Source organism: Chitinophaga sp. H8 (assembly GCF_040567655.1).
GTDB lineage: Bacteria > Bacteroidota > Bacteroidia > Chitinophagales > Chitinophagaceae > Chitinophaga > Chitinophaga defluvii.
Map to the genome: position 1 here is coordinate 3,006,971 of NZ_JBEXAC010000001.1, position 23,967 is coordinate 3,030,937.

The window sequence follows — 23,967 nt, forward strand, 5'->3', positions numbered from 1 at the left end:
CCTTATTTCAGATTATCCGGATCAGGTACAAAGTTGAGGAATGCATGGAATTTCGCGTTGTATTTCCGCTTATCCAGTTTATAATAAAACGCACCTCTTTTGGAGCTGGCCTTCTCTTTATCTTTTTGCTTTATCAATAATCCGGTAGATAAGATTTTACGGCTGAAGTTACGTTTGTCAAACACCGTATCATATACGGCTTCATATAGAATCTGCAATTGAGGAATGGTAAACTTAAGCGGTAATAATTCAAAAAGAATAGGGTGAATGGCAGCCTTGTACTGTAATTTTTCCCAGGCCATCTTTACCATATCCATATGATCAAATATCAGCTTAGGCATATCCTTTAATGACTTCCAGTCGGCTTCATATTCATGGCTCAGCTGTTGCTCATATTTACTGATATCAATAAGGGTGAAATAGGCAATGGAAGCAGTACGGCCGGCAGGATCCCGGTCGGGATGCCCAAAAGCAAATAACTGCTCCATATATACGCCGTCAAGACCGGTAAGTTTATGCAGTACCCGTATAGCAGCATCTTCAAAACCTTCATTTTCATTTACCAGCCCTCCCATCAGGCTCCATTTCCCCTTTTCCGGTTGTAATGCTCTTTTTATTACCAGCAATTTCAAGTCCTGTCCGTCAAATCCAAAAATTATACAATCAACAGCTACCATCATTTTGGCTTGCCTGGAACTACGTGTCATAAAGGCCAATTTAGAATAAAACACTAATATACCTGGTCAGGACGGGATAACTATCCTTTACCATCTTAAAATAAATTGTTCAGTACGGGATTGGTATAGTCTGACACAAAGGCCACGGCGTTGGGATACTGCGCAAACTCCTCCTGTGTATGCATCGTTGTCAGCACTACGCTATCCATTCCGGCATTCCATGCTGCTTCCACTCCTTTGGGAGCATCTTCAAATACCACACAATCCTCAGGAGCAACCTCCAAAATAGCAGCAGCCTTCAGGTATGTTTCCGGATGTGGCTTACTAAGTACAACATCATCTGCACTCACAATCGTTTTGAAATAATGCCGGAGCTGCAGGTTATCCAATACAAAATCAATATTAAAAGGAATAGCGGCAGAGCCTATTGCCATCAGCACACCCTGGTTCACCGCTTTGTCCATAAATGCCTTTAACCCGCTTATAAGCTCCAGATGAGGCTTGTATACCTCCTGGTAGCGCAATTCCTTTTCTCTTGATATTTCCGCCATCTGTGCTGCTGTAAAATGGCCTTCCCCAAACACCCGCACCAGTAATTCATCGTTTTTGCCATACATATGGCTTTTCACTACTTCCCGGCTCAGCCCTGCTCCCAGATCATTATTGAGCATATGATACCAGGCATCCAGATGATATTCCATATCATTGATCATAGTACCATTCAAATCAAAGAGAAATGCTTTTTTTCCCAGCTTCATATCCTATTATTTATTTTAAAGGTGCAAAATAATATAAAAAATAAAGGTTGACACAATGCAGTGCCCCCAAAAGTGTCTAACTTTTTGGGGGCACCTCACAATTGGTCAACCTTTACTTTATACCTGCAAGCAGGAATAACTGCTGATTATTTTACCTTATGCTTCATTCAGTTTCTGGATCTTCTTCCGCTCTCCTACTATCCATACAATATCTCCCCATTCAAAAACAGTTGTGGAGTTGGGATTCAATATCCTGTCTTCCTTCCTTTCTATCCCTACTATCAAACCATTGGTACGCTCTCTGATGCCGGAATCCCGGATAGTGAGTCCTTTTAGTTTGTTATGTTCATCCACAACAATTCTTTGCAGGATCACATCTTCAATATTATTTTCTTCCAGCTGTATATCTTCTGTAGCATCGAATATGGGCTTAAACACCTGCATCTGATCATCCGTAGAAAGAATACCTACATGGTCAAAAGGTAACAGCTTATTGTTTCTACCCGGTGCATAAATCAATTTGTCGCCCCGCTTGATATAGGCAATATTAATCCCGTATTTTTCACGCCAGGCCAGCTCTACCAGGGTTTTGCCTGCGTATTCTGCCTGTTGTTTCACTTCCAGGTCTACCATATGTGCATCCCAGGGCGACAGGTCTGATTGGGGGTTGAAGCGCTTGCTCGCCGTTTCTTCTTCGGCTGCCGCTTCTCTTGCATTCAGGTTACTGATAAAACGGCCTTCCAGCCGCTGATAAAACTTCTGTATCCGTTTGGAAAACAGGATCAGCACCACAATCGTCACCGGCACCGCCACCAATATAGCCACTTTGGTAGAAAACAGTCTGTCTACCCAAAAGCCGATCAGTAATACCCCAATTACATTCCTGAAGATTTCCAAGGCCAGCAAGGGGCCACGGCTGTATTGCTTATCCAGCCACAACTCTTTATAAGCCAGATTAGCTGGCCTTTTGGCCATCAGGGCCCATAAGAACGGCGCTCCCAATCCCAGGGAAATTACCAACCCGATAATACTGGCGAGTATGCTTCCCTCAACATTTTCATTCAGAAAAGGTACCAGGAATTTCAGGGACAGCAACATAAGCGCCAGTAGCACAATACCATTGGTAATGGCAATGTTCAGATAAGATTTCATAACCACCTTCCAATTGCTCTCCGCCTGAATGTTTTGTGTACTGGAAGAATAGTTGTTAAGTGCTCTCACCCATTTTGCCGGAAGCATCTTCACTATAAAATCATGAAAAGGTCCGGAGAATTTAATCATATAAGGGGTGGTAAAAGTGGTGATAGCCGAAGCACCCACTGCCACCGGGAATAAAAAATCGCTTGTTACCCCAAGGGTAAGCCCCAGCGTAGCGATAATGAAAGCAAATTCCCCAATCTGCGCCATACTCATCCCCACCTGTACCGATTGTTTTAAAGGCTGCCCCGAAAGTAATGCCCCCAAAGTGGTACTGAAAAACTTTCCGAACAACGTTAAAACCGTTACCAGCAGTACCGGCCACTTATACTCCATAATCGTTTGCGGATCAATTAACATCCCTACCGATACAAAGAATACAGCGCCAAAGAGGTCTTTTACCGGTTTTATCAAATGCTCCACTTTTTCGGCAGAAGTAGTTTCAGCCATAATAGAGCCCATAATAAAAGCCCCCAGTTCAGCAGAAAAACCTACCTGTGTGGCTACGACCACCATACCCAGACAAAGTCCTATAGAGATAATAAGCAGGGTTTCTTCATCTATCAATGCCTTAGCCCTTTTCAGGAAAGTGGGCAACAGGAAAATACCGGCTATGAACCATAAAATCAGGAAGAACAGCAGCTTTACCACTGTAAACAGCATTTCGCTGCCCTCAAACTGTTTGGTTACTGCTACCGTAGAAAGCAATACCATTAGGAGAATCACTACAATATCCTCCACTACCAGTACCCCAAATACAATACGGGCATACTGTTTTGTTTTCACCCCCAGCTCATCAAATGCACGTATAATAATCGTGGTGGAGGAACTGGCCAGCATCCCTCCCAGGAACAGGCTGTCCATCGTAGACCACCCCATCCACTGGCCTACAAAATAGCCCGTGGTGGTAATAAATATGATCTCTACGAAGGCCGTAATGGAAGCTGAGCCCCCTACCCGCATCAGCTTTTTGAAACTAAATTCCAGCCCCAGGCTAAATAAAAGAAAGATAACCCCAATTTCGGCCAGTGTTTTTACATTGGCAGTATCTGCTACAGTTGGTGTAAGGGAGAAAAAAGGACCTACCAGGAAACCCGCTATAATATAACCTAATACCAAGGGTTGCTTAATCCGCTTGAATATTAAGGTAGTGATGGCTCCTGCAACCAGGATAAGTGCTAAATCCTCAATTAATTTCGGTAAATGACCCATTCAAATTTTTTAGCGTTTATCAAAATAGTGCAGTCCTGCACCGTTTCTATCAAAGATGGCCCACAATCTTTTGCTGCCAGTAATCTGCCTGTTGCTCCAAATCTTTCATATCATATACACTGTCATGCGTATGCTCATAAAAGGTAATACCTACCGCATCACGGCTTTTGTCTTTATATCGCACCTGCAAAGCAATGCTATTGACATAATTGCTATCGATATGCTTATCACCCTTTCCTCCGCTAAACCCGCTTTTATGTTTTACTACCTGGCAACTGCTGATATCCGCTAAGGCAAGCAGATGCTCCTGCTCAGCATTATGATAACGGCCCACAAATAAAAATTGTTTAGCTGCTACGTCAAAGGCCAGAATCTTATACATAAATACCTCTTTTTCACTAACCGTAAACTCATGCTGTTTTACCAAATTGTCAAATCTGGCCGCCAGTTTCTCCCGGATCTTTCTGGCTTCTGCTTTGGCTGAAATAACAAAAAGCCCCACCACTACCGCTATTAATAATAAAAATAAACCAGCAATAAATAAAGTAGACATCTCATTTTTTTTTAAATAATAATAGAAATTCCTGCTTTAGCCTCATGCAGGCAGTAAAAGCAGTTAACATAAACCTTTCCAGGGCTGCTGTGCATCAGCAGTCAACAGTATACCTGCTATCGGAAAGTATTTCATGCCACAACAACACGGCATCATGGCCTGGAAAATACCAGTATGCCTGCTGTCAATTTCTATTATCACCAAAAATTGTGATCCGGGAAAAGGTGTAAAAAGTGAAGGGTAGTAAATCCCCTGGATATAGCATAACGCTTTCCTGGGCTGTAAGTGGCCCAATAGGTCCACCCAAAATCGCTTTGTAATTGCAGCGCACTGCCCGCTCTTTTTTGCTTAACGGTAAATGAGCGATACTCTGGCTGTCCTGCATTCAGGAAAGAAGAAAAAAGATGTAGTATGGAAGAGGTGTAAACGCGGACAGGGGCTTTACTTTTAAATGCCGCATTACGTTTTGCTGTATTAAAGGTAACTGTGGTGGAATTAATCTCTGCCGGCTGGGTAACGGATACGCTTATAGGTACCATCCGCTCATTCCTTTGAGGAACGCTATGGGTGGTACTGTTGGAAAATATAAATAAGCATAAACTGCATATAGCGGAAAATAAATTCACACGGTAAAGGTATTATTTTTTTTGCAAATCTGAAACCCCTGTTGCCCATCAGCCACTGTTTACACGGGTAATGCTCTATTGGCGCCACTCAAAAAAGAAACAACTCCCCTCTCCCAAAACAGAATCTACCCATACTTTTCCGCCTTGCTCTTCCACCAGTAGTTTCAGGATATTAAGGCCAATGCCAGAGCTTTTGCCATTGACTACCGCCGTTTCCACTACCTCAAATAATTTAAAGATACGGTCTGTGTCTCTTTTGGCTATTCCCGGGCCATTGTCCTTAACATAGAATTCATAAAATTCTCCTTTATCTGTTCCGCCCACCTGGATCCTCCCTTCTGGCTTATCATTGTATTTGATAGCATTGGTTAGCAGGTTCTGAAATACCTGCTGCAATTTCAGTTTATTGCAAACAATGACAGGTAGCTTCCCGTCAATCTCAATCCGGATATGCGGAGGAGCAAATAAGGAATGTATAGTGAGTTTTACCAGCTCGTGCACGTCTACGGCCTCTATCGTTTGCTGCATCTCTGTCTGACGGGTATAGTCCAGGATGGAAGTAATCATATCTGATAAGTGCGACATGGCGCCGGTAGCAAGGTTCATATATTCCGTCAAATCAGATGATTCCTTTACCCGTTCATCCTCCGCCATCAGGTACAACAAGCCCATCGCACCTGATAAAGGCGACCTGAGATCATGGGCCACCACATACATAAAACGCTCCAGCTGGGCATTTATTTTTTCTTTATCTGTTACGGCTTTCCGCAGTTCATGCTGATAAAAATAAAGCTTCTCAAAAACATTCACCTTTGCCCTGGTAACATTAATATCAAGTGGCTTAGGCAGGTAGTCTACCGCCCCTTCTTCAAATCCTTTAAGCACATTCTGCTCATCTTTATTGATAGCAGTAACAAATATGATGGAAATATCTTTTGTTTTAGGATTAGCCTTCAGTAAATGAGCTACTTCAAAACCATCCATATCCGGCATCTGGACATCCAGCATGATCAGGCCGATATTTTCATTTCTCAGGATCAGCCGGAGTGCCTCATTGCCTGAAGTAGCCTTAATAAAGATCCTGTTCTCTGCCTCCAGTATCTGTTCCAGTGAAACCAGGTTTTCTTCTCTGTCATCCACCAACAATATGGTAAAGGCGCTGTTTTTAGTAGTCATAGTACTCATCTGATGCTTGCTGATTTATTTGCTTACAGTATCAATAAAACTTATTATTTCCCCCACATCCATCACCTTCACATTATTATTTATTTCTATGGCCGACTGTGGCATCTCTCCATACAATGCTGTTTGCGGGTCCTGTACAATCCCCGTACCGCCGGCAGATATAATACAACTCAGCCCCGCTGCTCCATCTTTATTGGCCCCGCTCAGCAGTATACCTAATACGCGGGAACGATATACAGCTGCAATGCTGCTGAATGCAACATCAATAGAGGGACGGCTATAGTTCACTAATTCTGAATAATCAAGGGAAAAGCTGTGGTCGTCTTCCACCTGCAAATGATAATTTTGCGGTGCCAGGTAGATACCACCCTGTACAATCATTTCTTTATCTTCCGGTTCCGTAATACGTTGTTTCACTGACAATAACCTGTCCATTTCACTTTGCACGTTTTTCAAACGGTGCAGTACAATAATAACAGACTGGGAAAAATAATCCGGCATACCATCGAGCAGGTCAATCAATATGGGTATGCTCCCAGCAGACCCACCTATCGTTATGATGTCGTAAAATTGGTTAATCATAGTCTGGTTACATTTTACGTCTGAATATTTTATTCGAAGCACTCACGGCCTCAAACCGCTTTCCGGTTTCTGTAAAAAGTAATGACTCTTTAATACCTAATGCCAGATATCCTAACGAAGATAAGCTTTCGTAAAATAATTGCAGTACCCGGTTTTGCAATTCCCTGTTAAAGTATATAAACACATTCCGGCAACAGATCAGGTGAAATTCATTGAATACCTGGTCGGTTACCAGATTGTGCTGAAAATAAATAATGTTTTTGCGCAGCTCCTTATGAATGATAACATTATCATAACGGGCAGTATAATAATTCGAAAAATCTGAAGTGCCACCCGACTGAATATAGTTATAGGTGTATTCTTTCATCACCTTTAACGGAATTATTCCTTCCCTCGCTTTTTCCAGGTTAGCCGGGTTAAGATCTGTAGCATAGATCATGGAACGTTCCAGCAGGCCTGCTTCATGCAGTAAGATAGCCATGGAAAACACTTCTTCCCCGCTGGAGCAGCCGGCATGCCATATTTTAATGATCGGATAAGAAGCCAGTTTGGGTAATACCTGTTCACGAAGTGCTTTATAAAATTGCGGGTCCCGGAACATCTCCGTTACATTCACTGTAATAAACTGTACCATGCGTTCAAAAAACGCCTTGTCATTCAATATAAGATACTTCAGGTCGAAGATGGTGGATAAGTTCATATGTCCCATAAACCGCACAATACGCCGCTTCAGGGAAGCCTGCGAATAACCGGTAAAATCATATCCATATTGCTGCCTGATTATACTTACAATATGCTGAAAGTCTTCCGTACTGATTTCCTCTTTCATTTGCCGCTTATGATAGCCACACCCTCATTAAGGATAGCAACTTATTATTATCAACAGGTTTTGCTATGTAATCAGAGGCACCTGCCTCAATACACTTTTCCCGGTCGCCTGCCATCGCCTTGGCAGTTAATGCGATCACCGGCAATTGGGCAAAGCGTCCTTCCCGCCTGATATGACGCATGGCATCATATCCATCCATTTCGGGCATCATAATATCCATTAGCACAATATCTATATCTGCATGCTTGTCCAGTAACTGCAGCGCTTCTTTACCATCTCCCGCTGTAATCACCTCCAGCCCATGCTCTTCCAGCAGGGCACTCAGTGAAAACACATTCCGCATATCATCATCTGCCAGTAATACTTTCTTTCCTTTCAGTGATTGTTCTGTGGAAGGTCCCTGTGCTACCGGCGCAGGCTTGGTTTCTATTTCCTTCAGCTTATATAAAAACAACTCCAGCTCATCCATTAACCGGTCGGTAGAAAATATCGAATTCCGGATAATCGCGGCAGCATACTTTTTCAACATCACTTCATCTGAACCGGAGATATCCTTATCCAGATAAACAATAATAGGAATAGCCTTCTCTCCTATATATTGCCGCAGTGCTTTCAGCTTTTCCACACCTGCTTCCACGTTAGTACCAATATCCAGCACCACACAATCGTACTTCTTCTCACTCAGATAACGGTAAGCATCCGGCAATACAGACACATGATCATAAGCTGTTTCCATATGCCTTTCATCGCTGAGTGATTTCAGCTGCGGATCATTTTCCAGCAATCCATTGGAAACCACCAGTACCTTTTTCAGGCGTGCCTGCAAATGCTGGGCGATGTTGGAGAATACTGCTTCCAGATCCTGTACCTGTAATGGTTTCTGTGTATATCCATTAATATTCTTGATTACCTGTCCGGATATTTCACTGGCCGAAATAACATGTACCAGGATATGTTTGAGTGCATCACTGCTTTTCAATATTTTCAAAATGCTGCTGCCATCTATCACCGGAAGGTTCATATCCAGAATGATAGCGGCAGGTAAACATTTACGGGCATAATACAGCCCATCATCCCCATTAAGCGCTACAATGGTTTTAAAGCCCTTTTCCCGCGCAAAATCTCTTACAATAGAAGCAAAATTGGGGTCATCCTCAATGATCAGGACCAGCTTATCCGTTTTTTTCACATCTTCCCGGTCGTCTGCCACTTCCTGCTGCGCTACCACTTTATTATTGATCTTAACAGCAGTGGTCTGGGGAACTACCGGTGGCACCTCATGCTCTTTTTCCAGGACAATGTCTGCTTCCAATGGAATCCGCAAGGTAAAAGTACTGCCTACTCCTTCCGTGCTTTCCAGCTTAATATTCCCCCCCAGCCATTTAACCAGTTCCTTGCTGATGGAAAGCCCTAATCCGGTACCTCCATACCTGCGGCTGGTAGATCCGTCTGCCTGTTGAAACGCTTCAAAAATGAGTTGCTGTTTTTCGGCAGCAATACCTACCCCCGTATCCGTAACTGACAGATACAGCGCATTAGGGCTATTTTCCCGGGTAAATAATGATAAAGTAACCGTTCCCCCACCTGGGGTAAACTTAAAAGCATTGGAGAGCAGGTTTTTCATGATCTGCTCCAGCCGCTGCCGGTCTGTTTGTATATATTCCGGAACACCGGTAGCGATGCGGGTAACCAGCTGTATCTGTTTTTCAGTAGCCACCACATCAAACAACTGCTCCAGATCGTATACTACCTCTTTCACTGCTACCTGCTCTATATGCAATTCAATCTTGCCGGCTTCTATTTTGGAAAGATCCAGAATATCATTGATCAGTTTCAACAGGTCGGAGCCTGATTTATGAATTATTCCTACGTATTCCACCTGTTTGCTGGTCAGGTTCTGCTGCTTATTTTCTTCCAGCAGCTTGGCCAATATCAATACACTGTTCAAAGGAGTACGCAGCTCATGTGACATATTGGCCAGGAATTCCGATTTGTACTTACTGCTTAACTCCAGCTCTTCAGCTTTGACACTCAGCTCCGCACGCGCAGTTTCAAGATCTTTATTCTTTTCTCCGATCTCTGCATTGATCTGGCGAAGTTCTTCTTCCTGTACCCTGAGCTCTTCTTCAGAAGCCTGTAGTATTTCCGACTGGCGGGTAAGCTCTTCGTTGGTTTGCCGCAGTTCTTCCTGCTGCGTTTCCAGTATTTCCTTCTGTTCCTGCAGCTGTTCCAGTAATTCCATCACCCGCTCCCTGGCACTTACCGCATTCACCACTACTCCCAGGTCTTCCGCTATTTTCTTCAGCAATGCCAGTTCATTGGGCTTTGGCTGCCGGAAGGCGGCAAACTCCATTACACCTTTTAATTCATTATCCAGCCATATGGGTACACATATAATATTACCCGGCAAAGCCTCCCCACTGCCGGAAGTGATCTTCCAGAAACCAGGGGGTACATGATTCACAATAGTGATCTCCTGCTTCGTAGCGGCGGCCCCGGTTATGCCCTCCTCCAATTCATACTCTTTTTTGATAGTTGCAGGTATCCCAACCCCTCCTGTCAACCTGAGTACTTTCTTCCCTTCATCATAAAAATAAAAACTGCCAGCAGGAAATTGGAGATAACCGGTAATAGCATGCAGGGTTTTGTTGGCCAGTTCTCCCATCACACTGTGCGCCCGCATACTTTCATTAATAACGGATATTCCCGTCAGTAACCAGTTCTTCTCATTAGCTACCGTATTCAGATCACCTACCTCATTTAATTTTTCTTTTAACAGCCCCTGCATCCTCATCCGGTGACGTAGTTCCTTAAACGTAATAACAATCAGGATAAGGGCTACCAACAATATAAATGTGGTATTTATTACCAGGGTAGTAATAGAATGCGCTATAAAGTCCTTATTCTCTTTCTCCCTTAATGCCAGTAATTCCCGCTCTTCTACACGCAATACTTCGATAGCATCATTCACCGCCTTCATCAAAACATCCTCTTCATCACTTACCTTTATCTTTTCCGCAATAGTAAACCGTTCCACATGCACATCTCCCAGTCTTACCCAAAAAGCAAGCAAAACATCCACTTCCCTTCCTAAGTTACTGATATGCTGCACCTGTACGGGATTATCCGCCACTGTTTTTCTTAACTCCTCAATTGCAGGCAAAATTTTAGGTAAGGCAATCCGGTAAGGCTGCAGAAACCGTTCTTCATTAGTACCTCTGAAACCCCGGCGACCAGCCTCCATATCAAATACCAATCGCTGAATACGCTCCACCTGATTGAGCGCACGATAAGTATGTTCCACCAGATCATCCATTTCCGTTTGTTGACGGAAAGCCCTGAAAGTGAGAAAACCACCTAATAGCACAAGAATAACTGTTACCGAGAAACCGATATACAATCGCGTTGTTAATGCAATCTTCATAGAGATGTGGTATAAGAAAATAAAGTGTTCCGGTTTGCCTGGTTAGGTATAACCGGCAGACAAAGATAATGTTTTAATTCTGCTACAGCGACTTCAGAAGGAGGCATGAATACATATAATTATATTTCAATACAACCATTCCCGGTTTTCGGTTTCATTAGCTTGCAGAATAATCGTACCTTGCGGCCCTTATTGCTACAGTTGCTATTGTTACTACGTCCTTATGAAAAACAGTGAACCGTTTAATTAAATAGTTGAGACACCGTATGCGCACATTTCCCAGTTTAACCATTTCCATCCAACGCCAGACAGCCTATGTACCAATTAATTTAATAACTTAGTGGACAAGATGAAGCAATTTTAGCTGAATAATTTTCGATGCATGATAACTATGAAATAAACACCATATATTACCGGGACTAATACATAAACCATATTCAACATGCCATGCATGGTAATTCAACATATTTTATGAAAACACATTTGCAAAACAAACGACCGGAGCTCAACACCTTGTTATTCTGAGATGCGCAATTACCCTTATTAAAGCCTTTTTATTCTTATACACGAGGAAAAAACCATCTGCCCACAGTTAACTGTGGCGCTGAATTGAATTTATCTGTAAAAAACAACCTTATGAGTAAAATATTGTTAGTAGAAGATGATGAACTAATGCAAAAGATTGTAGATAAAATTCTACGTAAAGAAGGATTTGAGTTGGAAATAGTTAAAAACGGGAAAGAGGCATTCCAAAAGCTGGAAGCCACCGATTATGACTACGATCTGATTATTACAGATATTATGATGCCCTATGCAAATGGCTTTGAGATTCTGAGTAAAGTAAAAACATTAGGTAAAGAAAAGACCATTCCGGTGATCATCGTTTCCAATGCAGGTAATGAAGATATTGTACTGGAGGGATTCAAACTCGGTGCGGACGACTTCCTGAAAAAACCCATCATACCCGGAGAACTGATTATACGCGTAAAAAGACTGCTTTTACAAAATAAATAGCGTATCATGATAGAAACCGTTATACCTGCGGATTTTTTTGCATCACTCTATTATGAGTTCAGATACGCTCCGCTGATCATACAGATTGCTTTTGTATTTATCATCATTGCAGTCTCTTTTACAGCAGGTGCCTACCTTTCCATTTTATTAAGCCGCTACCGTGGCTACCGCCGGGATAAGAAACTGGCTGCTATTAATCCGGTCATAGATAATCTCATCTTTGAACGTATTATTATGAATGACAGCATCGATCCTGATACCCCTGCCAGTCAGGTCCAGCTGCCAATAGAAGATTTCCATCTCCCTATTTTCCGGAAACGGTGGGCCCGCCAGGCCCTGGTAGACAGGATCATCAATTACCGTAAAAATGTGCGGGGCAATATGGGTCAGTTACTAAGGGCACTGTATGTACAACTGGAGCTGGATAAGGAATCCTATCGCAAAATGAAATCCTCCCGCTGGGATATAAAAGTGCAGGCGCTGACAGAGTTTACCAATATGGATATGTCTATCTCTGATGTAAGTATCCTGCCACTCACCAATAGCAGCAACCGGGAATTAAGAGCTGCTGCCCGGCACGCCTATATCAAACTGAGTAAAAACGAACCTTTCAAATTCTTTGATGTTACCACAGAACCTTTATTGCTATGGGATCAGGTAGAATTATTCAAGATCATCACGTCTACCGAACATATTGCTATTCCCAATTTTGCACAATGGGTCACCTACTCTTCCAATAAAAGTATTGTTGCCTTTTGCCTGAAACTGATTGTACACTATAACCAGCTGGCCGCTGTACCCGCAGTGATCAAATTACTGGAAACCAAAGACCATTACCTGAGGGCAGACACTATTAACTGCCTAGGCAAATTGAAAGTGGAGGAAGTGGAAAGTAAGCTGGTTACTATGTATGGCAGCCAGCCACTGATTTGCCAGATAGAAATACTCAAAGCGGTAGGCCGTATCAACAGTGGGGAATATGTTAGTTTTTTAAGACAGGAATTCCTGCACTCTACTGATTTTGACCTCCGTAAACACGCTGCTAAATCACTGGTAAGAAATGAATGGAGAGCCAAAGAGCTGATCCAGGAGCTGATAGCTACTGCTACCGCCGAAAACCTGTTGATATTAAAGCATTGTATGAACCCTTTAATTAAATTTTAATGAATACTGGCTTCTGGGAAACAGTTGCAAAAGGTTATGAGCAAACGGTTTTCATTTATGGAACTACGTTATTGGTAATTTATGCCCTGCTGGCACTGCTCTCGATGCTGGCCGTACGCAGGTATGCCAAAAAAGATGTTTTTCATGATGAAAATACGCTGATCAGCTCTCCCCTGGCGCCGGGTATCTCTGTACTTGCTCCCGCATTTAACGAAGGGCTGACCATCATATTCAATGTACGTTCCCTCCTGACATTAAACTATCCCCGGTATGAGATCATTATTACCAATGATGGCAGCACCGACGATACCCTGGAACAACTGATCCACGAATTTGAGCTGATACCGGTTGATTTTGCCTATAATGCCAAAATAAGGACCCAGCCTGTTAAAAAAATCTATAAATCCACCAACCCTGCTTATGCCAAATTAATGGTAATTGATAAGGTGAATGGAAAAAGTAAAGCAGATGCGGTGAATGCAGCCATCAATGCTGCCAGATTTGATTATTTCCTATGCACGGACGTAGATTGCATCTTAGATAAAAACACCCTGATAGAGCTGATCAAGCCTGTTATGCAGGAAGACAAAAAAAGGGTGATCGCCATCGGTGCCACCCTCCGTATTGCCAATTCCTGCGAATTTGAAGATGGTGTAATGACCCGCATGAGGCCGCCACGGCAACTCCTGCCCCGCTTTCAGGAAGTAGAGTATATCCGTTCCTTTGTACTGGGAAAAATGGGATGGAGCTTTCTTAACTGTGTGCCTAATGTGTCCGGAGGATTGGGCCTTTTTGATAAAGAAGTAGCTATCAGAAGCGGTGGCTATGATCCCAGCTCCTTTGGGGAAGATATGGAACTGATGACCCGCATGTGCCGTTACGCCCATGATAACAACATTAACTACGCGGTAAGATATATCCCTAAAACATTGTGCTGGACAGAAGCGCCTTCGAGTATAAAGATATTTATGCGGCAACGTACCCGTTGGGCACGGGGATTAGCCCAACTTACACTTGCGCATTTCAAGGTATTCCTCAACCCCAGGTATAAGAAACTGGGGCTGGTCGTTTTTCCCTTTAATTTCTTCTTTGAGCTGCTGGCGCCAATAATTGAAATCACCGGGATTGTTTACTATATCATACTGGCATGCCTGGGGCTGATTAACTGGCCTTTTGCCCTGCTGCTGCTCTTATTTGTATATACATATGCTGTCATGATTACCACATTAGCTATCCTGTGGGATCAACTAACGTTCAGGTATTACCGGACCTGGAAGGAAGTGGCATTCCTGTGCATGACACCATTTATGGAGTTTTTATTTTATCACCCGCTGATCGTATTCTTTTCCATCAGAGGTTATTATTTTTTCCTGACCGGCAAAAAAGGTACCTGGGGAAATATGCAGCGGCAAGGTTTCAGCAACACTGCACGTAAAAGTGTACCTGCCTGATCATTGACGAAACTTAAATTATAGGTAGTGGAATTGTTTAAGGATTTTTATGAAGGTTTTGTGTTTATCTATGGCTGCACCATGCTGCTGCTATATGCTATGCTGGCGATACTGTCTTTCAGGGGTATCCTCCGCTTCCAGAAAAAAAACAGCTATGTAGACTATAACAATATCCTGCAGTCACCCCTCGCGCCCGGCATATCTGTTATTGCACCAGCCTTTAATGAAGGGGTTACCATCATTTCCAATGTAAGATCACTTTTAACGCTCAACTACTCCAAATTTGAAGTCATCATAGTAAATGATGGCAGTACAGATGACACCCTGGAAAAACTGGTCAATGAATTCCAGCTGGTGCCGGTTGACTTCGCCTATAATGAAAGGATAAAATCCCAACCAGTAAAAAGACTGTTCAAGTCTACCAACATTGCCTACGATAAATTGCTGGTAATCGATAAAGTAAACGGTAAAAGTAAAGCGGATGCCTCCAATGCAGGTATCAATGCGGCCGCTTTCGATTACTTCTTATGTACAGACGTGGATTGTATCATTGAGCGGGATACCCTGCTCAAAATGATCAAACCATTCATGGATGAAGAGCATAAGAAGATAAAGGAAGTAGGAGAACCCTGTCCCGAATGCGGCTATATACATGTGATAGAAGATAGTATCCGCGTAATCGCATCCGGTGCTACGCTTCGTATTGCCAACTCCTGCGAAATTGATGAAGGGGTGATTACCCGGGTAAGACCTCCCAGAAAATGGCTGCCACGCTTTCAGGAAATGGAATATATACGGGCATATGTACTGGGAAAAATGGGCTGGAGCCTGATCAATTGCGTACCCAATGTTTCCGGGGGGCTGGGACTGTTTGACAAGGAAATTGCTATTAAGGCAGGAGGATATGATTCCAAATCCTTTGCAGAGGATATGGACCTGGTAACCCGTATGTGTACTTATATGATCGATAACAAATTAAAGTATGCGATCCGTTATATTCCTACTACACAGTGCTGGACAGAAGGGCCTCCTAATATGAAAGTATTCAGCCGGCAGCGTACCCGCTGGGGACGCGGACTGGCAGAGATCATCACCATCCATAAGAAGGTGATCTTTAACCCCCATTACCGCAAACTGGGACTGGTAGTACTGCCCTACAGCCTCTTGTTTGAATTCCTGGCACCTATCATCGAATTCACAGGTATTCTTTATTATATATACCTGATTGTTACAGACCAGGTCAACTGGCACTATGCCACTATTCTTCTGGTGTTTGTATACCTCTATGCGATCATGATCACTACCCTGGCAGTATTATGGGATCAGCTTACTTACCGGTATTACAATACCTGGCGCGAGGTAGTAGGCCTGAGCCTGATGGCATTCCTGGAACCGCTTATCTATCATCCGCTGATTGTGTTCTTTGCCCTCCGTGGATATTTCCACTTCCTGACCGGCAAAAAACATAGTTGGGGCAATATGCAACGACAAGGTTTTGGTCAAAAAAAGAAAGCATTACCTGTTCAATAATAAATCAGTATTTCATCAATATATTCTATTCATGCTATCTGTATTCAAATCAATCTTACTGGCTTTTTGTGTGTGCGCTTCTCTGCAGATACAAGCTCAGGTTTTCAGGCAAAAGGCCAATGCGGAAGAATTGTACAATGAAGCCGTAAAGGAAACCAGGCTGGGGCATTATGATAAGGCACTGACATTAGTAAACCAGGGCCTGAAAAAACAACCGGATGATATAGATATGCAACTGTTGCTGGGACGCCTGTATATGCTTACCGGCAACAATGAAGCGGCCAGGAAACAGGTAAAAAAAGTACTGACCAAAGCACCACGCTATCGCGATGCCTACCAGTACGCGATCAATATCGAAATCATTACCGGGAAATATGAAGAAGCGGATTGTTATACCGATGAGGCCTTAGGCTATTTTCCCAATGACAGGGATTTTATGTTGAAGAAAATGGAAATCCAGCACCTGCTCAACAGGATCAATAAGGGAAATCAGCTGGCAGAAAATTTACTCTCCAGGTTTTCGGAAGATACCACTGTCCGTAATGCCTATATAGAACATTATCTGTTTACCGGCAGGTATTATATGAAAAATGGTAATCCGCAACAGGCAGGTATCAGTTTTGAAAAAGTACTGGCACTATCTCCTGCCAATACCGAAGCAAAAGACGCCTTACTAAGGGGCTATATCCAAGGGCAGGACTATGAAAGTGCGCTGGAACAAATTAATGCTGCGTTGAGTACCAATCCCTCCTCCTATGAGTTACTGCTACGAAAGCTGGATATTTTACGGAACAAACACGCCTATGCAGATGCCCTGATCGTATTTCAAACCATACTACGCTATCACCCCAATGATGCCAAGGTAAGAGGTATGGAAACCGAACTTCGCATGGAAGCAGCTGCCTACTATGCTAACACAGATCCTTATCTGCTCTATCGCGCTATCCTGGAAAAAAATCCAGGTAACCAGGAAGCATTAAATAAACTGATCGGTTTCAGCATGAGCCGCGGTGCCTATAAAGAAGCACTGGAATGGATTAACCGGGGCCTGAAAAGCAATCCCAATAACCTCAAACTGCTTTCCCAGAAGATAGATATGCTGGAGGGCGATCGTAAATATACAGAGGCCGCACTCCTGGCAGAAAGGCTATGGCAGCGCAACCCGTCGGCCGACCTGAAAGCAAGGCTGGTGACATTACAAATAGCCAGTGGACGCTACTATCTCAGCCAACTGCAATATGATGAGGCTATCACTGCATTTGAAAGGGTATTGACACTGGAACCCAACAATAAGGAAGCACTGGAGAATATTGTGAATACCTATATCGCCCGCAAAGATGTTAAAAATGCCTTGCTTACACTAGATAAGGCCATCAGCTATTACCCGGCAGATGACCTGCTCCTGCTGAAAAAGTCCAGTATCCTGGCGGATGCCGGCAGATTTGAAGAAGCTGCACAGATCGCTGCAGCCTTATCAAAAAAATCCCCTGGTGACACCCGCTTTGCAGCTGCTTTTACAGCACAGCGCCTGGCTGCCGGAAGGACACTGATGCAGGCGGAAGAATATGATCTGGCTAAAGAACAGTTTACCCAGGTATTGGAACAAGATCCCAAAAATGAAGATGCCCTCAACTATATGATTAACCTGGAAAGCGGTACCGGACAATCTGAACAAGCCCTGTACTATGCCAACCAGGCGCTGTTATACAATCCCGGCAATAAAGACCTGCTTCTCAAAAAAGCAGGTGTACTGGACCAGCTTAAAAGATATCCGGAAGCAGCCGATATCATGCAGCAACTTATACGCAGGTATCCGTACACCGCTAAATATAAGACGGCTTACCTTTCCAGTTTGCTGGCCAGCGGCAACCGGTATCAACAAAACAATATGCCGGATAGCGCATTGTCCGTTTTTACCCAGGTGTTAACACTCAACCCTAAAGACTCTCTGGCGTTGCAATACACTACCAATATCCTGATGGGCACCAAACAATATGACAGCGCACTCGTATATGTGAATGAAGGCATTAAATATTATCCGGACAATACCACCTTCTTAATGAAGCGTGCCACCATACTGGAAAACCAACAGGCATTTGCTGCGGCTTCTCTGGCGGCCGATTCTCTCGTAAAACTGAACGCCAGTCCAGTCAATACAGACTATGCCGACTACCTGAAAAGCAAAACACTCAAGAACCAGTTTGGGTTGTTCTTCCTGCACTCCTCTTTTGATTATAACGACGACCCCTATAGTATTGCTACAATAGAATACAGACGGTTTATGAAACGGGGATCCTATGCTGCACGCGTCAATTATGCCGGAAGAAAAGAAGGTACCGGATTACAGGCTGAAGGAGAATTATACTATACCCATCATCCCAAATGGTATTCCTACGCAGTGGCAGCCTATTCCAATGAGCTGGTGTTTCCACAGCTACGGGCAGGCTACTCCATCTTCAGGTCATTCAAATATGATATTGAAGCAGAGCTGGGGATAAGATACCTGAAAGCAGAAGAAACGAGCAGTATATCCGGAGTAACTTCCATCGCAAAAACGTTTGATGACTTCTGGATCAATCTGCGGGCTTATTTTATCAGCGACGATCCGGAATTTTATACTTCCTTTAACCTGACTACCCGTTATTACATGAACAGGCGGCAGGATTATATTTCCTTCGTAGCCGGATTAGGTACTTCTCCGGACGATAAAAGCCGGCTGATACAATTTCCTAAACTGGCGGGACTGCTTACCCGCAGCATAGGGGCCGGTTACCAGCATGTGTTTAAATATCGTACTACCATCGGGATCAATGGTACCTGGATCACCCAGAAAATAACCAGCCAGTCTTACCAGAATCAGTACGATCTTTATCTCACCTTTCTGAGAAAATTTTAATTTCACCATTGATGTTCAGGCTGATGCATACTTTAATTGTCTTATCTGCTTTATTGATCAACAGTGCCTGTAATACCGGTAAGGCTGATATTACGCTCGTAGCACAAGGCAAGGTGCAACATGTGATCGTATTGCCGGCAGAGGCCACTAAAAATGAAACCAAAGCGGCACACCTGCTACAGGACTATATCAGGCGTATCAGTGGTGCACAGCCTGATATCATTACAGAATCAAACTACCAGGATCAGCAAGCCATTTTTATAGGCAACACCTCACATGGAGAACAATACAATACCCGTAAAATAAAAGGAGAAGGTTTCTATATCGCATCAGATGATACCCACGTATTCATACACGGAGGCAGTGGACAAGGGGTGATATACGGCGTATATACCTTTCTTGAGAAGTACCTGGGTTGCCGGAAGTATGCCAACATTCCGGCATATACCCCGGCCAATAAAAACATCCGGGTACCTGCCCGCATTTTTGACCTGCAAAATCCACAATTCATTTACCGGCAGGTATATTACCCGGCTGCGAACGATCCGGAATATATGGTATGGCATAAACTACAGCAGCTGGACGACCTCTGGGGGATTTGGGGCCACTCCTTTTTCAAGATCATTCCACCCAACACATATTTTACCACACATCCTGAATACTTTTCACTGGTAAACGGCAAACGGCAGCCTATGCAACTCTGCCTTAGCAATGAATCTGTTTACCAGCTTACAGTAGACTATCTGAAAAAAGCGATCAGTAATAATCCGGATGCCATTTACTGGTCTATAGCCCCCAATGATGGTGGCGGTTTCTGCACTTGCGACAACTGCCAGAAAACAGATGCTGCGGAAGGAGGACCTCAGGGCTCTCTCCTGAAATTTGTAAACCGGGTAGCCAGCCAGTTTCCACAACAGCAATTCACCACCCTGGCCTATACATATACTTCCCACCCACCTAAAAACCTGAAACCGGCAGACAATGTTTTTATCATGCTCAGCAGCATTGATGCTTACCGTCATGAACCATTACGCTCCGCTGCTTCTGCGGCAGGGTTCAGAAAAGACCTGGAAGGATGGGCGGCTATCACACCCCGTATTTTTATTTGGGATTATACTACCCAGTTTACCAACTACCTGGCCCCTTTTCCCGACTATAACCACCTGCAGGACAACCTGCAGTACTTCGCAGACAACCAGGTAAAGGGGGTGTTCTCTCAAGGTAGCGGGGCCACCTATAGTGATATGGCAGAATTAAACAGCTATTTGCTGGCCGGTTTACTCTGGGATGTCAAAGCAGATAGCAAAGCCGTTATTACCGGCTTTTTAAATGGCTTCTATGGCAAAGCCGGCACGTTCCTGGATGCTTATCTCCAGGAGCTGATCACAGCCGTAAAAACCACGCACAGTAAGCTGGATATCTATGGTAATCCGGTGCATAATATCAAAGGTTACCTCTCTCCTGCCCTTATTGATAAATATGCGCAATTGCTGGACAAAGCAGAAGCCGCAGCGGAAACAGATACCGCCTTCCTTAACCGGGTATATAATGCCAGGCTCCCGCTTGAATATACCGTGTTGCAGCAGTCGAAGTTCTTTGGCAATGAGCAATATGGCTACCTCACAGCAAACAACCAGGAAACAGGCAGCTTTATCGTAAAACCTAACTGGCCGGCAAGGGTAAAACGATTTGTGGAGCAATGTAAAAAAGCAGGGGTTACCGAACTGGCAGAAGAAGGGATGACTCCTGATGCCTATGCTGCCTCCTGGGATGCGCTTTTTACCAGGAAGTGGATCAGCAACCTAGCTTTCCACGCAGCAGTAACACTGGCACACCCGTTTACACCTGAATATACTCCCAAAAAAGAAGGTACACTGGTGGATGGGCTGACAGGGGATACCGATTTCAGCTATAACTGGTTATTTACCTATGGCCAGGATATGATTGCTACTATCGATATGGGGAAAAACAAATCCATTAACCAGATACGCATGAACTTCCTGCAAGACCCCAGGCATAATATTTTTAACCCGGTAGCACTTACTGTTGAAACATCTGCCGACGGCATCACCTATCAACCGGCTGGTACACAAACCATCTCCCCCCTTTCCGAAGAAGATAATACCGCCCGTATCAATACTTTCGCATTCAAACTCCCGGCTGTAAATGCCCGGTATGTCCGTGTTACTGCCAGATGCCTCCCTGCAATGCCTGCATGGCGCAATGCTGCCGGCAAAAAACCAGCCCTTTGCTGTGATGAGGTCTATGTATTATAAACACCAAACTACACAATCAGTAAAAAACACCATTTAAAACGTATAAAACACAAATCCCCGTCAATAACAAGCTGTACTTTTGTGATGTAATACCATTAGTACCATGGCAAAGCATCAGATTCCAACATACACAATTTGCAGACTTGCTGCAGATGAAGCTGTTCAAAAGGAACTGATTGCCGAGCGGTTCCCCCATTATCTGGATACGCATCAGCACCTGCATTTCCCACACCGGCATTCTTTTTACCACCTGGTGTTTTTTACCAAAGGTGCAGGCAAACAATCTATTGATTTTGTGAGCTTTCCGGTGCAGCCCGGACAGATTTATTTTATGGTACCCGGACAGGTACATGGATGGGATTTTGATGGCGAAATGGATGGTTATATCATCAATTTTTCCGACACCTTCTTCCATACCCTGCTGCAAAACACACAGTATATTGACCAGTTCTATTTTTTTAACGGACAGGCTGCAGAATCAGTGCTACAGCTGCCGGTAAACATACAAACTGAAATAACTGCCCTGTTTGAAAAAATACTGGCAGAAGTGCAGCAGAATAATGATCATATGATGGATATGATCAGGACCCTGCTCCTCCAGATCTTTATATTGGTAAACCGTGTTCAGGTGACCACTATCCGGCAAAAACAGGTGCCACAACATAATTATCTTTTGTTGCGCAATTTTCAGCAGCTGATAGAAAAAAACTATACACAGCTGAAACTGCCCAAAGAATATGCCGCACTGCTGTACATCACGCCTAATCACCTGAATGCGTTGTGCAAAGATGTGCTGGACAAGTCTGCCGGAGAAATCATACGCGACAGGATACTGCTGGAAGCGAAAAGACTGCTTACCAATGCCGATATGAGCATCATGGATATTGCTTACCAGCTGAACTTCGCAGACAACTCTTACTTTTCAAAATTCTTTAAGAAATATGCTGGTGCTACGCCGGAAGACTTTAGGAAACAATTTGACCACACCTATAACAAATAAAGATTGCAGATATGAAAGTTCCTGATGAAATACAAAAACCAAACCTGCTGGGCAGTGTTTTACAAAATAAATGCCCTCGTTGCCGCAGGGGCCAGCTCTTTACAGATAAGAATCCGTACCACCTGAAAAAATGCCTGGAAATGAATGAGCATTGCCCTGTTTGCGGGCAGGTAACAGAAGTGGAAGCGGGCTTTTATTTCGGTACTGGTTATGTAAGTTATGCCTTGTCAATTGCTACCTGTGTAGCCAGCTTTATTGCCTGGGTAGTATTTGTAGGTATCTCTATTTACGACAACCGCCTGTTCTGGTGGCTGGGCTTCAATGCAGGATTGTTGTTACTTTTACAACCGATATTTATGCGACTGGCCAGGTCCATCTGGATCTACTTCTTTGTACCTTATGATCCTAACTGGCAAAAACCGGCAGTCACCCCTACACCGGCAGTAGGGCTAAATTAGTGTTAGTGAATAGGAGTTGTGTTTAACATGGGGCCCCATGTTTTTGGCAATCCGTTTCAGGTTCATCTTTTTTTGGCCCGTAAATATTGATCCGGCCATGGCATCCCTTCAAATCCCAATTCATGCGCAGCATGTAACGGAAAATAAGGATCCCGTAACAGTTCCCTCGCCATAATAACAAGATCTGCCTTACCGGTGGCTATAATTTCCTCTGCTTCTTTGGCAGTAGTGATCATACCTACGGCACCTGTCCGCATTCCCGTTTCCTGATGTATTTTTTCTGCAAAAGGTACCTGGTACAAGGGACCTACTGTTATCTTCGCATGCGCCACCAGGCCTCCTGAAGAACAATCTATCAGGTCCACTTCTTTATCTTTCAGTACCGCTGCCAGTTGTATGGATTCTTCCAGCGACCATCCCCCAGCTGCCCAATCCGTGGCAGAAATACGTACAAATAGTGGATACTGTGCCGGCCAAACAGCTCTTATTGCTGCTGTTATCTCCAATAACAACCGGATCCTGTTTTCAAAACTGCCTCCATATTCATCTGTACGCTGATTACTCAGTGGAGATAAAAATTCATGGATGAGGTAGCCATGTGCAGCATGTATTTCCAACACTTTAAATCCTGCCTGCAATGCTCTCACTGCTGCTTTACTAAAGTCTGTTATCACCTGCTGTATGCCCTCCGTTGTCAAAGCCAGGGGCATACCATAATCCTCACTAAAAGGAATCGCACTGGGGGCCACTACCTGCCAGCCTCCGGCAGCTGCCGGCACCAGCTTATTGCCCTTCCAGGGGGAAGTCATACTCGCTTTACGCCCTGCATGTGCCAGCTGCATCCCTGCAATACTACCCTGCGCATGTATAAACGAAGTGACTCTTTGCAATACAGGAATATGTTCATCTTTCCAGATACCCAGATCATCCGGGGAAATACGTCCCTCCGGAGAAACAGCAGTAGCTTCCGTGAGCACCAACCCGGCACCTCCCACCGCCCGGCTACCCAGATGTACCAGGTGCCAGTCGTTTGCAAATCCATCCACTGATGAATACTCACACATGGGTGAAACGGCCACCCTGTTCCTGAAAGTAATCTCCCTGAGCTGTAACGGACTGAATAAATGTGTCATAA

18 protein-coding genes are annotated in these 23,967 nt (G+C 44.0%); 8 read left to right on the forward strand and 10 right to left on the reverse strand.

Annotated features, from left to right (window positions below; all coding sequences use genetic code 11):
• Window positions 1-2: 2 nt before the first annotated feature.
• The 9 genes from ABR189_RS11420 to ABR189_RS11460 form a co-directional block, all read right to left on the reverse strand.
• A complete protein-coding gene (locus ABR189_RS11420) occupies window positions 3-707 on the reverse strand; it encodes an NUDIX hydrolase (RefSeq protein ID WP_354660620.1) in 705 nt (234 codons plus the stop codon).
• A 65-nt stretch (window positions 708-772) separates the two neighbouring features.
• Window positions 773-1,435, reverse strand: a complete 663-nt coding sequence (locus ABR189_RS11425; protein ID WP_354660621.1) for an HAD family hydrolase — start codon at window positions 1,433-1,435, stop codon at window positions 773-775.
• 156 nt (window positions 1,436-1,591) lie between these two features.
• A complete protein-coding gene (locus ABR189_RS11430; RefSeq protein ID WP_354660622.1) occupies window positions 1,592-3,844 on the reverse strand; it encodes a monovalent cation:proton antiporter family protein in 2,253 nt (750 codons plus the stop codon).
• 49 nt (window positions 3,845-3,893) lie between these two features.
• The gene (locus ABR189_RS11435) at window positions 3,894-4,397 is read right to left on the reverse strand and encodes a hypothetical protein (RefSeq protein WP_354660623.1); all 504 of its coding nucleotides are present in this window, start codon (window positions 4,395-4,397) and stop codon (window positions 3,894-3,896) included.
• A 197-nt stretch (window positions 4,398-4,594) separates the two neighbouring features.
• Window positions 4,595-4,936 carry a hypothetical protein gene (locus ABR189_RS11440; protein ID WP_354660624.1) on the reverse strand — a complete coding sequence of 114 codons (342 nt, stop codon included), beginning with the start codon at window positions 4,934-4,936 and terminating at the stop codon, window positions 4,595-4,597.
• Between the two features lie 162 nt (window positions 4,937-5,098).
• Complete coding sequence (locus tag ABR189_RS11445) at window positions 5,099-6,208, reverse strand: sensor histidine kinase (protein WP_354660625.1); 1,110 nt, start codon at window positions 6,206-6,208, stop codon at window positions 5,099-5,101.
• Window positions 6,209-6,223: 15 nt separating this feature from the next.
• Window positions 6,224-6,790, reverse strand: a complete 567-nt coding sequence (locus ABR189_RS11450; protein WP_354660626.1) for a chemotaxis protein CheB — start codon at window positions 6,788-6,790, stop codon at window positions 6,224-6,226.
• Window positions 6,791-6,797: 7 nt separating this feature from the next.
• On the reverse strand, window positions 6,798-7,619 hold the full coding sequence (locus tag ABR189_RS11455) for a CheR family methyltransferase (RefSeq protein WP_354660627.1): 822 nt from the start codon (window positions 7,617-7,619) through the stop codon (window positions 6,798-6,800).
• Window positions 7,620-7,626: 7 nt separating this feature from the next.
• Complete coding sequence (locus ABR189_RS11460; protein WP_354660628.1) at window positions 7,627-11,043, reverse strand: response regulator; 3,417 nt, start codon at window positions 11,041-11,043, stop codon at window positions 7,627-7,629.
• 636 nt (window positions 11,044-11,679) lie between these two features.
• On the opposite strand from ABR189_RS11460, the gene ABR189_RS11465 reads away from it, so the two are divergent.
• The 8 genes from ABR189_RS11465 (at window position 11,680) to ABR189_RS11500 (ending at window position 22,832) form a co-directional block, all read left to right on the forward strand.
• A complete protein-coding gene (locus ABR189_RS11465; RefSeq protein WP_354660629.1) occupies window positions 11,680-12,057 on the forward strand; it encodes a response regulator in 378 nt (125 codons plus the stop codon).
• Between the two features lie 6 nt (window positions 12,058-12,063).
• Window positions 12,064-13,221 carry a HEAT repeat domain-containing protein gene (locus tag ABR189_RS11470; protein ID WP_354660630.1) on the forward strand — a complete coding sequence of 386 codons (1,158 nt, stop codon included), beginning with the start codon at window positions 12,064-12,066 and terminating at the stop codon, window positions 13,219-13,221.
• Window positions 13,221-14,672, forward strand: coding sequence for a glycosyltransferase family 2 protein (locus ABR189_RS11475; protein ID WP_354660631.1), 1,452 nt, complete (start codon window positions 13,221-13,223; stop codon window positions 14,670-14,672). The genes ABR189_RS11470 and ABR189_RS11475 overlap by 1 nt, the downstream gene beginning before the upstream one ends.
• Window positions 14,673-14,699: 27 nt before the next feature.
• Window positions 14,700-16,202, forward strand: coding sequence for a glycosyltransferase family 2 protein (locus ABR189_RS11480; RefSeq protein WP_354660632.1), 1,503 nt, complete (start codon window positions 14,700-14,702; stop codon window positions 16,200-16,202).
• 31 nt (window positions 16,203-16,233) lie between these two features.
• Window positions 16,234-19,098: a tetratricopeptide repeat protein gene (locus ABR189_RS11485; RefSeq protein WP_354660633.1), complete on the forward strand. Its 2,865-nt coding sequence runs from the start codon at window positions 16,234-16,236 to the stop codon at window positions 19,096-19,098.
• Between the two features lie 11 nt (window positions 19,099-19,109).
• Entirely contained in the window at window positions 19,110-21,374 is a 2,265-nt protein-coding gene (locus tag ABR189_RS11490; RefSeq protein WP_354660634.1) for a glycoside hydrolase family 20 protein, read from the forward strand.
• Window positions 21,375-21,477: 103 nt separating this feature from the next.
• Window positions 21,478-22,374, forward strand: coding sequence for an AraC family transcriptional regulator (locus ABR189_RS11495; protein WP_354660635.1), 897 nt, complete (start codon window positions 21,478-21,480; stop codon window positions 22,372-22,374).
• 11 nt (window positions 22,375-22,385) lie between these two features.
• Entirely contained in the window at window positions 22,386-22,832 is a 447-nt protein-coding gene (locus ABR189_RS11500) for a DUF983 domain-containing protein (protein ID WP_354660636.1), read from the forward strand.
• A gap of 62 nt (window positions 22,833-22,894) precedes the next feature.
• On the opposite strand, the gene namA is transcribed toward ABR189_RS11500, so the two are convergent.
• Entirely contained in the window at window positions 22,895-23,965 is a 1,071-nt protein-coding gene (namA, locus tag ABR189_RS11505) for an NADPH dehydrogenase NamA (protein ID WP_354660637.1), read from the reverse strand.
• Between the last annotated feature and the right edge of the window lie 2 nt (window positions 23,966-23,967).

Bases quoted from the DNA above. Each gene is read 5' to 3' on its own strand.
- ABR189_RS11420 (WP_354660620.1), bottom strand. From the start codon at position 707: ATGACACGTAGTTCCAGGCAAGCCAAAATGATGGTAGCTGTTGATTGT.
- ABR189_RS11425 (WP_354660621.1), bottom strand. From the start codon at position 1,435: ATGAAGCTGGGAAAAAAAGCATTTCTCTTTGATTTGAATGGTACTATG.
- ABR189_RS11430 (WP_354660622.1), bottom strand. From the start codon at position 3,844: ATGGGTCATTTACCGAAATTAATTGAGGATTTAGCACTTATCCTGGTT.
- ABR189_RS11435 (WP_354660623.1), bottom strand. From the start codon at position 4,397: ATGTCTACTTTATTTATTGCTGGTTTATTTTTATTATTAATAGCGGTA.
- ABR189_RS11440 (WP_354660624.1), bottom strand. From the start codon at position 4,936: ATGGTACCTATAAGCGTATCCGTTACCCAGCCGGCAGAGATTAATTCC.
- ABR189_RS11445 (WP_354660625.1), bottom strand. From the start codon at position 6,208: ATGAGTACTATGACTACTAAAAACAGCGCCTTTACCATATTGTTGGTG.
- ABR189_RS11450 (WP_354660626.1), bottom strand. From the start codon at position 6,790: ATGATTAACCAATTTTACGACATCATAACGATAGGTGGGTCTGCTGGG.
- ABR189_RS11455 (WP_354660627.1), bottom strand. From the start codon at position 7,619: ATGAAAGAGGAAATCAGTACGGAAGACTTTCAGCATATTGTAAGTATA.
- ABR189_RS11460 (WP_354660628.1), bottom strand. From the start codon at position 11,043: ATGAAGATTGCATTAACAACGCGATTGTATATCGGTTTCTCGGTAACA.
- ABR189_RS11465 (WP_354660629.1), top strand. From the start codon at position 11,680: ATGAGTAAAATATTGTTAGTAGAAGATGATGAACTAATGCAAAAGATT.
- ABR189_RS11470 (WP_354660630.1), top strand. From the start codon at position 12,064: ATGATAGAAACCGTTATACCTGCGGATTTTTTTGCATCACTCTATTAT.
- ABR189_RS11475 (WP_354660631.1), top strand. From the start codon at position 13,221: ATGAATACTGGCTTCTGGGAAACAGTTGCAAAAGGTTATGAGCAAACG.
- ABR189_RS11485 (WP_354660633.1), top strand. From the start codon at position 16,234: ATGCTATCTGTATTCAAATCAATCTTACTGGCTTTTTGTGTGTGCGCT.
- ABR189_RS11490 (WP_354660634.1), top strand. From the start codon at position 19,110: ATGTTCAGGCTGATGCATACTTTAATTGTCTTATCTGCTTTATTGATC.
- ABR189_RS11495 (WP_354660635.1), top strand. From the start codon at position 21,478: ATGGCAAAGCATCAGATTCCAACATACACAATTTGCAGACTTGCTGCA.
- ABR189_RS11500 (WP_354660636.1), top strand. From the start codon at position 22,386: ATGAAAGTTCCTGATGAAATACAAAAACCAAACCTGCTGGGCAGTGTT.
- namA (WP_354660637.1), bottom strand. From the start codon at position 23,965: ATGACACATTTATTCAGTCCGTTACAGCTCAGGGAGATTACTTTCAGG.